Source organism: Allobosea sp. CCNWLY174 (genome assembly GCF_037120455.1).
GTDB classification, from domain to species: domain Bacteria; phylum Pseudomonadota; class Alphaproteobacteria; order Rhizobiales; family Beijerinckiaceae; genus Allobosea; species Allobosea lupini.
Genome location: NZ_JBBBBQ010000006.1, coordinates 205510 through 218249 on the forward strand (window position 1 = coordinate 205510; position 12740 = coordinate 218249).

Annotated in this window: 14 protein-coding genes; 4 read left to right on the plus strand and 10 right to left on the minus strand. The window is 67.2% G+C overall.

Going from position 1 to position 12740, the window contains the following annotated elements; translation table 11 throughout:
- Positions 1–33 precede the first annotated feature (33 nt).
- The 7 genes from V7S63_RS18810 to V7S63_RS18840 all read right to left on the minus strand — a co-directional run bounded on the left by V7S63_RS18810 (position 34) and on the right by V7S63_RS18840 (position 6622).
- Positions 34–312, minus strand: coding sequence for a DUF2160 domain-containing protein (locus V7S63_RS18810; RefSeq protein WP_092157416.1), 279 nt, complete (start codon positions 310–312; stop codon positions 34–36).
- Positions 312–1109 carry a carbohydrate ABC transporter permease gene (locus tag V7S63_RS18815; RefSeq protein ID WP_091834791.1) on the minus strand — a complete coding sequence of 266 codons (798 nt, stop codon included), beginning with the start codon at positions 1107–1109 and terminating at the stop codon, positions 312–314. Before V7S63_RS18815 ends, V7S63_RS18810 begins: the two co-directional genes overlap by 1 nt.
- Positions 1109–2008, minus strand: coding sequence for a carbohydrate ABC transporter permease (locus V7S63_RS18820; protein WP_336531310.1), 900 nt, complete (start codon positions 2006–2008; stop codon positions 1109–1111). Before V7S63_RS18820 ends, V7S63_RS18815 begins: the two co-directional genes overlap by 1 nt.
- A complete protein-coding gene (locus V7S63_RS18825) occupies positions 2005–3099 on the minus strand; it encodes an ABC transporter ATP-binding protein (RefSeq protein ID WP_336531311.1) in 1095 nt (364 codons plus the stop codon). Before V7S63_RS18825 ends, V7S63_RS18820 begins: the two co-directional genes overlap by 4 nt.
- A 1-nt stretch (position 3100) precedes the next feature.
- Entirely contained in the window at positions 3101–4186 is a 1086-nt protein-coding gene (locus V7S63_RS18830; RefSeq protein WP_336531312.1) for an ABC transporter ATP-binding protein, read from the minus strand.
- Positions 4183–5718, minus strand: coding sequence for a glycerol-3-phosphate dehydrogenase (glpD, locus tag V7S63_RS18835; RefSeq protein ID WP_336531313.1), 1536 nt, complete (start codon positions 5716–5718; stop codon positions 4183–4185). The genes V7S63_RS18830 and glpD overlap by 4 nt, the downstream gene beginning before the upstream one ends.
- A gap of 100 nt (positions 5719–5818) precedes the next feature.
- A complete protein-coding gene (locus V7S63_RS18840) occupies positions 5819–6622 on the minus strand; it encodes a DeoR/GlpR family DNA-binding transcription regulator (protein WP_336531314.1) in 804 nt (267 codons plus the stop codon).
- 197 nt (positions 6623–6819) lie between these two features.
- On the opposite strand from V7S63_RS18840, the gene V7S63_RS18845 reads away from it, so the two are divergent.
- The gene (locus V7S63_RS18845; protein ID WP_336531315.1) at positions 6820–7794 is read left to right on the plus strand and encodes a sensor histidine kinase; all 975 of its coding nucleotides are present in this window, start codon (positions 6820–6822) and stop codon (positions 7792–7794) included.
- 179 nt (positions 7795–7973) lie between these two features.
- Positions 7974–8150: a heme-binding protein gene (locus V7S63_RS18850; RefSeq protein ID WP_336531316.1), complete on the plus strand. Its 177-nt coding sequence runs from the start codon at positions 7974–7976 to the stop codon at positions 8148–8150.
- 58 nt (positions 8151–8208) lie between these two features.
- On the opposite strand, the gene V7S63_RS18855 is transcribed toward V7S63_RS18850, so the two are convergent.
- Positions 8209–9486 carry an MFS transporter gene (locus tag V7S63_RS18855; protein ID WP_336531317.1) on the minus strand — a complete coding sequence of 426 codons (1278 nt, stop codon included), beginning with the start codon at positions 9484–9486 and terminating at the stop codon, positions 8209–8211.
- Between the two features lie 114 nt (positions 9487–9600).
- Between V7S63_RS18855 and V7S63_RS18860 the strand changes: the two genes are divergently transcribed.
- Positions 9601–10071 carry a winged helix-turn-helix transcriptional regulator gene (locus V7S63_RS18860; protein ID WP_336531318.1) on the plus strand — a complete coding sequence of 157 codons (471 nt, stop codon included), beginning with the start codon at positions 9601–9603 and terminating at the stop codon, positions 10069–10071.
- Positions 10072–10169: 98 nt separating this feature from the next.
- On the opposite strand, the gene V7S63_RS18865 is transcribed toward V7S63_RS18860, so the two are convergent.
- Together V7S63_RS18865 and V7S63_RS18870 are read right to left on the minus strand one after the other, a co-directional pair.
- Positions 10170–10667: a hypothetical protein gene (locus V7S63_RS18865; protein ID WP_336531319.1), complete on the minus strand. Its 498-nt coding sequence runs from the start codon at positions 10665–10667 to the stop codon at positions 10170–10172.
- A complete protein-coding gene (locus V7S63_RS18870; RefSeq protein ID WP_336531320.1) occupies positions 10667–11044 on the minus strand; it encodes a hypothetical protein in 378 nt (125 codons plus the stop codon). Before V7S63_RS18870 ends, V7S63_RS18865 begins: the two co-directional genes overlap by 1 nt.
- A 161-nt stretch (positions 11045–11205) precedes the next feature.
- Here V7S63_RS18870 and V7S63_RS18875 point away from each other — a divergent pair, with 161 nt between their 5' ends.
- Complete coding sequence (locus V7S63_RS18875) at positions 11206–12699, plus strand: MDR family MFS transporter (RefSeq protein ID WP_336531321.1); 1494 nt, start codon at positions 11206–11208, stop codon at positions 12697–12699.
- The last annotated feature ends 41 nt before the right edge of the window (positions 12700–12740 follow it).

The window sequence follows — 12740 nt, forward strand, 5'->3', positions numbered from 1 at the left end:
GTTCGGTCGTTTCTTGTTCTTGGGCTTGCCTCCTCAGACGAAGCGGAACACCGCCGCGGCATAGAGGAGCGCAAGGCCGGATGCCCACCACAGCGGCTGGCCGACGATCCCGAGCCAGGCGAGGTGAATGAAGGCGCTGCCGAGCAGCGAAATGAAGAGGCGGTCGCCGCGCGTGGTGGCGATCCCCAGCACGCCGACGCGCTCGGTCTCGGGCCGGAAGACTGCGAGCAGAGTCAGGATCAGGAGCAGGCTGGCGATGCCGGCGAAGAAGACGCCGGTCTGCCAGGTCCAGGCCATCCAGTTAAGTTCCATCACACCCTCCCCAGGGCGAAGCCCTTGGCGATGTAGTTGCGGACGAACCAGATCACGAGCGCGCCGGGGATCAGCGTTAGCACGCCGGCTGCCGCGAGCACGCCCCAGTCCATGCCGGCGGCTGAGACGGTGCGGGTCATGGTCGCGGCGATCGGCTTGGCGCTGACGCTGGTCAGCGTGCGCGCCAGCAGCAATTCGACCCAGGAGAACATGAAGCAGAAGAAGGCGGCGACGCCGATGCCCGAGGCGATCAGCGGCATGAAGATCTTCACGAAGAAGCGCGGGAAGGAATAGCCGTCGATCGCCGCGGTCTCGTCGATCTCGCGCGGCACGCCGGACATGAAGCCTTCGAGGATCCAGACCGCCAGCGGCACGTTGAACAGGCAGTGGGCCAGCGCCACCGCGAGCGGCGTGTCGAACAGGCCGATCGCCGAATAGAGGTTGAAGAAGGGCAGCGCGAACACCGCCGGCGGCGCCATCCGGTTCGACAGCAGCCAGAAGAACAGGTGCTTGTCGCCGAGGAAGCGGTAGCGCGAGAAGGCGTAGGCGGCCGGCAGCGCGAAGGCGAGCGAGAGAGCTGTGTTCAGCGCCACATATTGCAGCGAGTTGATGTAGCCGTTGTACCAGCTCGGATCGGTGAAGATTTTGGCGTAGTTGTCGAGAGTGAAGGTCCGCGGCCAGAGCGTCAGCGCGTTGGTGATTTCGGTGTTGGTCTTGAAGCTCATGTTGACGAGCCAGTAGATCGGCAACATCAGCGCAATGAGATAAAGGGCAAGGATCAGTCGGCCGCCGCGCATCAGCCCCTCCCTGCTTCGGAGTCGGCCCGCGCATCGGCTGTTGTCATCACCGTGTAGAACACCCAGCAGACCGCAAGGATGATCAGGTTGTAGACGATCGAGAGCGCCGCGGCCTTGCCGAGGTCGAACTGGCCGAGGGCGAGCTTGACCAGCTCGATCGAGAGGAAGGTCGTCGAATTGCCGGGGCCGCCGCCGGTGACGACGAAGGGCTCGGTGTAGATCATGAACGAGTCCATGAAGCGCAGCAGCACGGCGATCAGAAGCACGCGATTCATCTTCGGCAGCTGGATGGTGCGGAACACGGCCCAGCGCGAGGCACCGTCGATGCGCGCCGCCTGGTAATACGCGTCGGGGATCGACTTCAGGCCGGCATAGCAGAGCAGCGCCACCAGCGAGGTCCAGTGCCAGACGTCCATCACGACGATGGTGAACCAGGCGGCGACCGGGTTGGCGACATAGTTGTAGTCGATGCCGAGGCCGTTCACCGCCGCGCCGAACAGGCCGATGTCGCCGCGCGCGAAGATCTGCCAGATCGTGCCGACCACGTTCCACGGGATCAGCAGCGGCAACGCCATCAGCACCAGCGTCGCCGAGACCGTCCAGCCCTGGCGCGGCATCGACAGCGCCACCAGGATGCCGAGCGGGATCTCGATGGCGAGGATGATCGCCGAGAAGGCGAGGTTGCGCCAGAGCGAGTCGTAGAAGCGCGAGCCGAGATCGCTCGTCGGGTCGAGCAGTTCGGCGAACCAGCCGACGCCGTTCCAGAAGAACTGGTTGTTGCCGAAGGAATCTTGGACGGAGTAGTTCACCACCGTCATCAACGGGATCACCGCCGAGAAAGCGACGATCAGCAGCACCGGCAGGACGAGCAGCCAGGCCTTCTGGTTGACCGGCTTCATGGCTGGCCTCCCGGCAGCGCTTGCCCCTTCACCAGATGGCCGTCGCTGTAGATGTGGATCTGGCCCGACTGCAGCGCGAGCATGGCCTGATCGCCGTCGAAGCTCGCGCCCTCCGGCACGCTCGCGGCAAGCTTGAGGCCATCGAGCTCGACGCGGGCGATGCGGGCGCGGCCGATATCATCGATGCGGGCGATCCTGACCGGCAGCCCTGCGCCGCGCGGGGCAAGCGTCGCGTATTCCGGCCGGATGCCGAGCTCGACCTTGCCGGCGAGCGCCGGATAGTGCCTCGCCAATGCGATCTCCTGCCCGGCGAGACTGGCCCGCGCGCCCTCGACCTTGCAGGGCAGCACGTTCATCCCGGGCGAGCCGATGAAGTGACCGACGAAGGTGTGGGCCGGGTGCTGGAACAGCTCCTCCGGCGTGCCGGTCTGCACCACCCCGCCATCATGCATCACCACCACCGTGTCGGCGAAGGTCAGCGCCTCGGTCTGGTCGTGGGTGACGTAGATCATGGTGAGGTCGAGCTTGCGGTGCAGCTCCTTCAGCATCGAACGCAACTGCCATTTCAGATGCGGGTCGATGACGGTCAAAGGCTCGTCGAACAGGATCGCGGCGACGTCGGGCCGGACCAGCCCGCGCCCGAGCGAGATCTTCTGCTTGGCATCGGCCCCGAGCCGGTTCGCCTTGCGGTCGAGCGCCGAAGTGAGGTCGAGCAGGCCGGCGATCTCGGCGACGCGAGCCTCGATCTGCGCCTTCGGGACGCCGCGGTTCTTCAGCGGGAAGGCGAGGTTCTCGCGCACTGTCATCGTGTCGTAGACGACCGGGAACTGGAAGACCTGGGCGATGTTGCGCGCCTCGGTCGGCGCTTTCGTCACGTCCTTGTCGTCGAACAGGATGCGCCCGCGCGTTGGCACGACCAAGCCGGAAATGATGTTGAGCAGCGTGGTCTTGCCGCAGCCGGACGGGCCGAGCAGGGCATAGGCGCCGCCCTGGCGCCAGACATGGTCGACCTCGCGCAGGGCATAGTCCTGCGGCCCCTGCGGATCGGGCTTGTAGGAATGCGCCAGTCTGTCGAGCGTGATCCTCGCCATGTCACGCCGCCTTTGCCGGAGCTGCCGCCGCCAGCCTGCCGGCGGCGTCGAACAGGAAGATTCGGGCAGGGTCGAGCCAGGCGGTCACGGTCGTGCCCGGCTCCAGGCGGCGCACGCCCGGCACCAGCGCGATCAGCCGGTGGTCGCCGACATCGAGATGGACGAAGGATTCCGAGCCGGTGATCTCGGAGACCGAGACGCTCGCCTGCAGTTCGATCGCAGGCGCCGGCAGCGCGTCGAGCGCGAGATGATGGGCACGGAAGCCGATCGTATAGGCGCCATCGGGCACGCCGGCGAAGGCGCCGCTCGCCGGGATGCTCTGGCCGGTCGAGAGCCTGACCTCGCTGCCCTGCTTGATCCCAGAGAGCGTGTTGAGCGGCGGGTCGGAGAAGACCTGCGCGGTCACAAGGTCATGCGGCTGGCGATAGACTTGCGCGGTCGGGCCGAACTGCGTCACCCGTCCCTGGAACAGGGTGGCGGTATTGCCGCCGAGCAGCAGGGCCTCGCTCGGCTCGGTGGTGGCGTAGACGAAGATCGCGCCGGATTCGGCGAAGATGCGCGGCAGTTCCTCACGCAGTTCCTCGCGCAATTTGTAGTCGAGATTGGCGAGGGGCTCGTCGAGCAGCACGAGCTCGGCGCGCTTCACCAGGGCGCGGGCGATCGCGGTGCGCTGCTGCTGGCCGCCGGAGAGTTCGAGCGGCTTGCGCTGGAGATAGGGCTCGAGCCGCAGCAGCGCCGCCGCGCTCTTCACCCGAGCGTCGATCTCGCTCGCCGGCAGGCCGGCGACGCGCAGGGGCGAGGCGATGTTCTCGTAGACCGACAGCGCGGGGTAGTTGATGAACTGCTGGTAGACCATCGCGACATTGCGCTTCTGGACCGGCAGTCCGGTGACGTCGCGGCCCTCGACCACGACCTTGCCGCTGCTGGGTGCATCGAGCCCGGCCATCAGGCGCATCAGAGAGGTCTTGCCGGCGAGCGTCGCGCCGAGCAGCACGTTGAGCGATCCCTTCTCCAGCGTCAGCGAGATGTCGGCGAGCAGGGTCTGCGCGCCGCGCGTCAGGCTGAGACTGTCGAGGGTCAGGCTCATCCGCGCGCCTCCATCCGGGCGGAAGCGGGTGGCGCAGCCTTCGCAGCCATATAATCGTCGAGCGCCCGGCGCTGTTCGGGCGAAAAGCGCAGGCCGAGCTTGCTGCGCCGGAACAGCACATCCTCGGCGCTGACCGCCCATTCCTGGTTCATCAACCAGGAGACCTCGCGCTCGGTCAGGTCTGCGCCGAAGACCCGGCCGAGATCGGCCATCGCCTTGGCGCCTTCGAGCAACGTCTCGGCACGGGTGCCGTAGGCCCGGGCGAGCCGGCGCGCCAGCTTGCGGTCGAGCCAGGGGCGGGCGGCGGTGATGCGCTCGACCAGCCCCTCGAAGCCCTCAACCGGGAAATCGCCGCCGGGCAGATGCGCTACGGCCGTCCAGGAGGGCGCGCGCAGCGCCGGTACGGCGGCGGACAATTTCTCGACCGCCGCCTCGGCAAGCCGCCGCGCGGTGGTGATCTTGCCGCCGAAGACCGAGAGCAGCGGCGCGGAGCCGGCCGGCTCGTCCAGCGTCAGCACATAGTCGCGCGTCGCCTCCTGGGCCTTGCTGGCGCCGTCGTCATAGAGGGGGCGCACGCCGGAATAGGTCCAGACCACGTCCTCGCGCTGGATCGGCTTGCGGAAATATTCGCTCGCCGCGGCGCAGAGATAGGCGATCTCGTCCTCGCTGGCAGCGACCTTGGCCGGATCGCCGTCATAATCCTTGTCTGTGGTGCCGATCAGGGTCAGGTCGCCCTCATAGGGGATGGCGAAGATGATGCGGCCGTCGGCGTTCTGGAAGATGTAGCAGCGCTCGTGCTCGAACAGGCGCGGCACCACGATATGGCTGCCCTGGACCAGCCGCACAGAAGCCGGGCGGTTGCTGGCGACGATGCCGTTGAGCACGTCGGCGACCCAGGGGCCGCCGGCGTTGACCAGCACGCGCGCGCTGGTCTCGGCTCGTGTTCCGTCCGCGGCTTCCGTCGTCACGACCCAGAGATCGCCCTGGCGGCGCGCGCCGATGACCTTGGTCCGCGGCAGGATCCTGGCGCCGTGCTCGGCCGCATCGCGGGCGTTGAGCACGACGAGGCGGGCATCCTCGACCCAGCAATCGGAATATTCGAAGGCGCGGCCGAAGCGCGGCTGCAAGGGTTCGCCGGCCGCGTCGTGCCTGAGGTCGAGCGAACGGGTCGCCGGCAGCAGCTTGCGGCCGCCGAGATGGTCGTAGAGGAAGAGGCCGAGCCGCAGCATCCACCAGGGCCTGAGGCCCGCATGATGCGGCAAGACGAAGCGCAAGGGCCGGATGATGTGCGGCGCGGCGCGCCACATCACCTCGCGCTCGGTCAGCGCCTCGCGCACCAGCCGGAATTCGTAGTGCTCGAGATAGCGCAGCCCGCCATGGATCAGCTTGGTCGACGCCGAGGAGGTCGCGCTGGCAAGATCGCCCTGCTCGAACAGCACGACCAAGGCGCCGCGCCCCGCCGCATCGCGCGCGATGCCGCAGCCGTTCACGCCGCCGCCGATGATGGCGATGTCGAACACCGGAGCCGTCACGCGATCCCTCCCGCAGGCACTCCTGCGAGTGCCTCTTCAACGTACGGTAGAGCGTGATTTTCTTGCGTGCAACGGGAAAACGAAAGCGAAAGCGAAAATTCTAGCTTTCACTTTCGGCATGAAGGGTTGCCCCATTCAGCGTTTCGGTTTCAACTAGGCTGATGCCCTCGCTGTGGCAGAGCTCGCGCAAGGGCGGCGGGCCGAGCCGATCGGTGACGAAGACGTCGACATCGCGCAGATGGCCGATACGCACCGGGGCGGAACGCTCGAACTTGGTGCTGTCGGCGACGAGCAGGCATTGCCGGGCGTTCTCGATGATCGCTTGCGAGACGCGCACCTCGCGATAGTCGAAATCGAGCAGCGCCCCCTCCTCGTCGATGGCGGAGGTGCCGATCACGGCATAGTCGACCTTGAACTGGCGTATGAGGTCGACGGCGGCGGCGCCGATCACGCCGCCATCGGAGCGCCGGACCGGTCCGCCGGCGACGATCACCTCGATGTTCTGGTGCGGGTAAAGCAGCGTCGCGACATGCAGGTTGTTGGTGATGACGAGCAGGCCGTGATGGTCGGAGAGCGCGCGCGCCACCTCCTCGGTCGTCGTGCCGATATTAATGAACAACGAGGCGTCGTTCGGGATCAGCGCCGCCGCGGCCTGGCCGATCGCCGCCTTCTCCTCGCGGGCGATGAAGCGGCGCGCCTCATAGGCGAGGTTCTCGACCCCGGACGCGACCACCGCCCCGCCATGCACGCGCGACATGATGCGCTGGTCGCAGAGCTGGTTGAGGTCCTTGCGGATGGTCTGGGCGCTGACCTCGTAGCGCGCCGCGAGATCCTCGACATTGACCCGCCCCTGAGCCCGGGCCAGCGCCACGATCTCGCGCTGGCGTGGCGTGATGCTCTCCATGTCGGGCTCCTCGTGACGTGGCGCCAAGCTGACCGGGCTGCCCGACAGCGTCAACCGCTCATGGTTCGGCGGCTAAGGGATTCTGCGGACTCGACGCCGCCATGACTCCGGGCGCATGTCAAAAGACATGGGCGTTTGACAGGCACTGCGCTAGCGGTCGAATTGTAGCGTCTTCATCCCGACTCGAAAGCCCGCTTGTGCCGACACAGCTCAACAAGGATGCCCGTTTCCTGAGTGCCGTGCTGTCCGCGTCGGACGACTGCATCAAGGTCATCGGCCTCGACGGCACGCTCGAATTCATAAGCGAGGGCGGCCAACGCGTGATGGAAGTCCAGGATTTCGAGAAGATTCGGGGCTGTCCCTGGGTTCAGTTCTGGCAGGGAGACGGTCATGCCGATGCTGAGGCGGCGCTCGCCGCGGCGCGGGCAGGCCGCAGCTACCGCTTCCAGGGCCCGGCCGATACTGCTGCGGGCAATCCGCGCTATTGGGACGTTCAGGTCTCGCCGATCGTCGGGCCGGACGGCAAGCCCGAAGCGATCCTCTCGGTTTCGCGCGACATCACGCAGATGCATGCCGGTGAGGAGCGCTATCGCCTGCTCGCCGGCGAGTTGAACCATCGCATCAAGAACCTGCTCGCCATGGTCTCCGGCATCGTCAACCAGTCGATGCGCGGCTCCAACGAGCCGCTGGACATGGTCAAGCGCCGCGTCTCCGACCGTTTGCAGGCGCTGGCGGCGGCGCAGGACGTGCTGATGATGGCGAGCCGCCACGGCGCCGATCTCAGGCAACTGGTCGAAGTCGTGCTGTCGCCGCATCGCTCCGGCGAGCGCCTCGCAGTCGACGGCCCCTCGGTGACGCTCTCCTCGAAATGCGCGCTGGCGATGGCGCTTGCTCTGCACGAACTCGGCACCAATGCGGTGAAATACGGGGCGCTCTCGCAGGATGGCGGCCATGTCGACGTCTCCTGGAGCAACCAGGGCGGCGAGTTCCATTTCCGCTGGCAGGAAAGCGGCGGGCCGCCGGTGACCGCTCCACAGCGGCGCGGCTTCGGCTCGCAGATGATCGAGAAGGTGCTCGGCAGCTATCTGGGCGGCACCGCGAAGATCGATTTCGCGCCCGATGGCATCATCCTTTCGCTCGATGCGCCGACCGCGGCGCTGTCGGAAAGCTAGCGAGCCGCGGCCCCGAGATCGCCCAGGTCCGCGCTTTGCCGACCGCGCTCGCCGTCGAGCTCGCCACCCTCCGCGCCGACCGTGCCGGCCCGCACACCATCGACGCCGCCGGGCCAAGGCCTTCACCTCGGTCTCGGCCGAGAACAACACTGGCGCCATGGCCGAGGCTGCCGCCAACAATGCCGGCCCGCAATCTCGTCCACATCTCCGGCCTCCTGCTGCTCGGCGGCGGCGTGCCGGTTAAGGCCGGTGACGAGGTCATCGCTGCTGTCGGCGTTGGCGGCGCCTGGGGCGGCCATCTCGACGAGGAATGCGCCGATGCCGGCCTGCAGGCGCTCGCCGCCAAGCTGAAGTGACCGGTCTTCTGTGAGGGGGCCTCAGGGCCGTTGCCGCGAGGCAGCGGCCCTGATCATGTCAGGCGGCAGGTTTCGTCGCGACGGCACGTGTTGCCTCGCTCGGCATCGCCTTCAGCGTCGCAGCCCAGAACGCCAGCGCGATCGCGGCGATCGCCGCACCGAGTAGGCTGACGCCGGTCCAGCCGGCTTGCGCGTAGACCAGTGTCGAGGTCGACGATCCCAGCGCGCTGCCGATAGAATAGAAAACCATGTACCCGGCGGTCAGCCGGCTCTGCGCCTCCGGCCGCACGCGATAGATCATCGCCTGGTTGGTGACGTGCACCGCCTGCAGGCCGAAATCGAGGATCAGCACGCCGGCGATCAGGAAGAGGATCGACTGCGGCAGAAGCCCGATCGGCAGCCAGGCGATGAGCATCAGCGCGAGCGCGATCCCGGTGACGCGCTGGCCATGGCCGCGATCGGTCCAGGCTCCGGCCCGCGCCGCACCCAGCGCACCCGCAGCTCCGGCGAGGCCGAACAGGCCGATCGCCGTATGCGACAGCGAGAAGGGTGGGGCCGCGAGCGGCAATACCAGGGGCGTCAGCAGCGTGGTGACGTCGGCGAAGATCAGCATGCCGATCACCGCCCGGATGCGCAGCACCTTCTCGTCGCGAAACAGGGTGAAGAGCGAGCCGATCAGGCGCGGATAGGAGAATTGTGCCGGTGCCTTGCGTTCGGCTGGCAAGACCCTGAACAGGACGATGGCGATGACCAGCGTCGCTCCCGCCGACAGCAGATAGACCGCTCGCCAGCCCGAGAGATCGGCCATCGCGCCGGCGATGGCGCGGGCAAGCAGGATGCCGAGCACGATACCGCTGGTGACCGAGCCGACGACCTGGCCGCGCTCTTCCGGCCTTGCGAGGCTCGCGGCATAGGCGACGAAGGCCTGCGTCACCACGGCGAGAAAACCCATCGCCGCCATCGCCGCCAGCAGCATCGCGCCTGAGACCGAGACGGCGACGCAGATCAGCGCCGCGACCGAGAGCAGCGATTGCAGCACGACGAGCTTGCGGCGGTCGAGGAGGTCGCCGAGCGGCACCAGCAGGATCAGCCCGAGCCCGTAGCCGAGCTGCGTCGCTCCGATGACCAGGCCGACCGTGGCCCGCGAGAGCCCGAGATCATCGGCGATAATGTCGAGCAGCGGCTGCGCGAAATAGGCGTTGGCGACGGCGAGCCCGCTCGCCACTGCAAAGAGCAGGATCATGCCGGCGGAAAGCGGTGCTGTCGGAGGGGGAGGCGATGGGCGTGCGTCAACGCTCGCGGCGCCGGCCGGCGCCGCCTCAAGGTCCAGTCGCATGGCGAAGCTCCGCTAGATAAGTTTCATAATGAAACTTATTGTGGTGTAGCGGTATCGGTTTTATCTTGCAACTGAAAGGTCGATCACGCAGCTTTTGAGGAGAGCAGCGCAGCGATGGTGAAGCGCCGCAGCCTGGTCAGCGATTATTGCCCGAGCGCCCGGGCGCTGGATGCGATCGGCGACTGGTGGTCGCTGCTGATCGTGCGCGACGCCTTCGACGGCATGACCCGCTTCGGCGAGTTCCAGAAGAGCCTCGGCATCGCTCGCAACATCCTGTCCGAGCGGCTGCGCACGCTGACGGCCCGCGGCATCCTCGAAGCCGTCCCGGCTGCGGCTGGAGGCGCGCGCCAGGAATACCGGCTGACTGCCAAGGGCCGCGATCTCTTCCCGGTGATGGTGGCGCTTCGGCAATGGGGCGAGCAGCATCTGTTCGGGCCCGGGGAGCGCCACTCCTCGCTGATCGAGCGCGACAGCGGCCGCAAGGTCACGCTGACCGTGCAGACCGAGGATGGCCGCCCGATCGATGCCGATGGCGCGATGATCCTGAAGGTGCCGGAGTCGGAGAAGCAGCGTTCTCCATCCTAGAGCATTTTCGAGCGAAGTGGATACCGGTTCGCGTGAAGAAAATGCGATAAAACAAGGACTTGGAGCAATTTCGCGATTCGAAGAGTTGCGGAATTGCTCTAGTCGAGCGAGCCCGGCTCCGCCTTGGGCAGCTTGGCGCGATAGAGCAGCTTCCAGGCGTCCGTCCCGAGCGCGAAATCCTTGCATTTGAGGTCGGCGAGCTTGCGGCCGGCTCTCGAGACGAGGATGCCGTCGCGGTCACCCTGGCCCCTGACGCTGATCGAGTAGAGCGTGTAGCGGGTCTCGCCGCGGCTGAAGCGGACGATGTCGCCGGCGAATCCGGCATCGCCGACGACGGCGGTTCTGAAGGCCTGGTCCGGCGGCATCGGCGCTTCCGGATGGATCAGCTCGATCGCGCCCTTGCGGCCGAAGCGATAGGCGAGGCTGCCCTGGCTCGGGCCGAGGTCTGGGGAAGCGCAGAGCGAGGCGATCTTGCTGCCGATCGCGCAGGAGAAGATCGCGACCTCGCTGGCCTGGCACAGCGAAGGACGCGTATCGGCTCGGGCGGCGTTGCAGATGAGGGTGGCGAGGAGGGCAGCCGGAAAGCGCGAAAGCATCATTTCAGCCAGAGCCTGAGCGGAATCTTTCCGGCCTTGCCGCAATCGGCGAAGGCGACGCCGTCCTCGGTCAGGGTGCCGGTCACCGCGCAATTCTCTTCGCCGATCGCCAGCATCGCGGCATAGCGCCGGCCATCGCGCCGCAGGTTGAGCGTGCCGGTTTTCTCGGCGACCTCGCCCGGCCCGCACAAGGCGAGATGCTTCAGTTTGACCGGGCCGGCGAAATCGCGCTTGCGCTTGGAGGCGGAAGGCTCCGCCTCGGCGAGTGTCGCCGTCAGCGCCCATTCGCCGGCATAGCCATAGCGGCCGGTCAGCTCGAGCGCCGTGGCCGGGGTCGGCAGCATCGGCAGCAGGACAAGGAGCAGATGCGCGCGCATGGTCCCTCGCAGCGGAAGGCGCCATGCTAGCCGCAGCCTGCGGCTCGCGCCAATCCAGGGCTGCACCCACTTCGCGGCGGCCTTGCGTCCCCGACTCTGGCGCATGGCCAAGCCGAGCCTTATCCTCGGGCATTCCCCAAGCACAGGACGGACAGGTGCCGATGGACAAGCGGGTCGAGACGCCGCCGACGCAGGCGGCGCTTTCTCATGCCGACATTCGGTCGATCCTGATCGGAATCATGCTCGCCATGTTCCTGGCGGCGCTCGACCAGACCATCGTCGCGACCGCGATGCCGACGATCGGCCGCGAGCTCGGAGACGTCGCCCACCTGCCCTGGGTCGTGACCGCCTATCTGCTCGCCTCGACCGCGGTAACGCCGCTCTACGGCAAGTTTGCCGACATCCATGGACGCCGTGTCACCTTGCTTGGCGGAATCGCCATCTTCGTACTCGGCTCTCTCGCCTGCGCGCTCGCGCCGTCGCTCTGGCTGCTGGTGGTCGCGCGGTTCGTGCAGGGGCTCGGCGGCGGCGGGCTTATCGCCATGGCGCAGACCATCATTGCCGACATGGTCCCGCCCAAGGAGCGCGGCAAGTACCAGGTCTACATCGCCAGCGTGTTCTTCTCGTCCTCGCTGCTCGGCCCGGTGCTTGGCGGGGTGATCTCGGAGGCGCTGCATTGGTCGGTAATCTTCTGGATCAACCTGCCACTGGGTCTCGGCGCCTACTGGATGACGCATACCGCGCTGAAACGCCTGCCGCGGCATGAGCGGCCGCACAAGCTCGACGTGCTCGGCGCGCTCTTGATGACCAGCGCGACGATGACCTTGCTGCTGGCGCTGTCCTGGGGCGGTACGCATTATCCGTGGAGGTCGCCGCCGATCCTCGGGCTTATCGCCGGCTCGGTGCTGCTCTGGTTCTGCTTCGCCTGGCGCCTGCGCACCGCTGCCGAGCCGCTCATCCCGCTGGCGCTGCTCGCCAACCCCGTGGTTCGCGACGGCACCATCGCCGCCGGCTTCGGCATGGGCACGTTCATCGGCCTGACCATCTATCTGCCGCTCTACTTCGAGACCGTCGCCGGGCTCTCGGCAGCCAATTCCGGCATGGGCCTGCTTCCGCTGACCTGCGGCACGGTGCTCGGCGCCACGGCGTCCGGGCGGGCGATGACGCGGCTCAATCACTACAAGCGCGTGCCGGTGATCGGGCTTGCCCTGGCGCTCGTCGGCACCGCGATCCTGATCGCAACCGCCGGCCGCCTGCCGCTGATACCCTTTTCCCTGTTGCTCGGCCTGATCAGCATCTGCTTCGGCACGCTGCTGCCGGTCGCCACGGTCTCGATTCAGAACGCCGTCGCTCCGCACCAGCTCGGCACCGCGACCGGGACTGCGAACTTCTTCCGCCAGATCGGCGGAGCGCTGATCGTCGCGATCTTCGGCGCGATCGTGCTGGGGGGCATCGGCGCGAGCGGTGCCGGCCTTTCGGCCGAGACGCTCAAGGCCGGAGCGGTCGATCGCGAGACGATGATCCGTCTTTTCCAGTACGTTTTCGCCGCGACCTTCGCCGGATTCGCGTTCGCGCTCATTTTCCTGTTACGCATGAAGGAATTGCCGCTGCGGGGTTCTGCCCTCGCGGCTGCGAAGGAGGTGGCGGGCGAGTAGCGGAACGCCCGCATTCGTCGCGCGTTTGCCGCAAGCCCGTC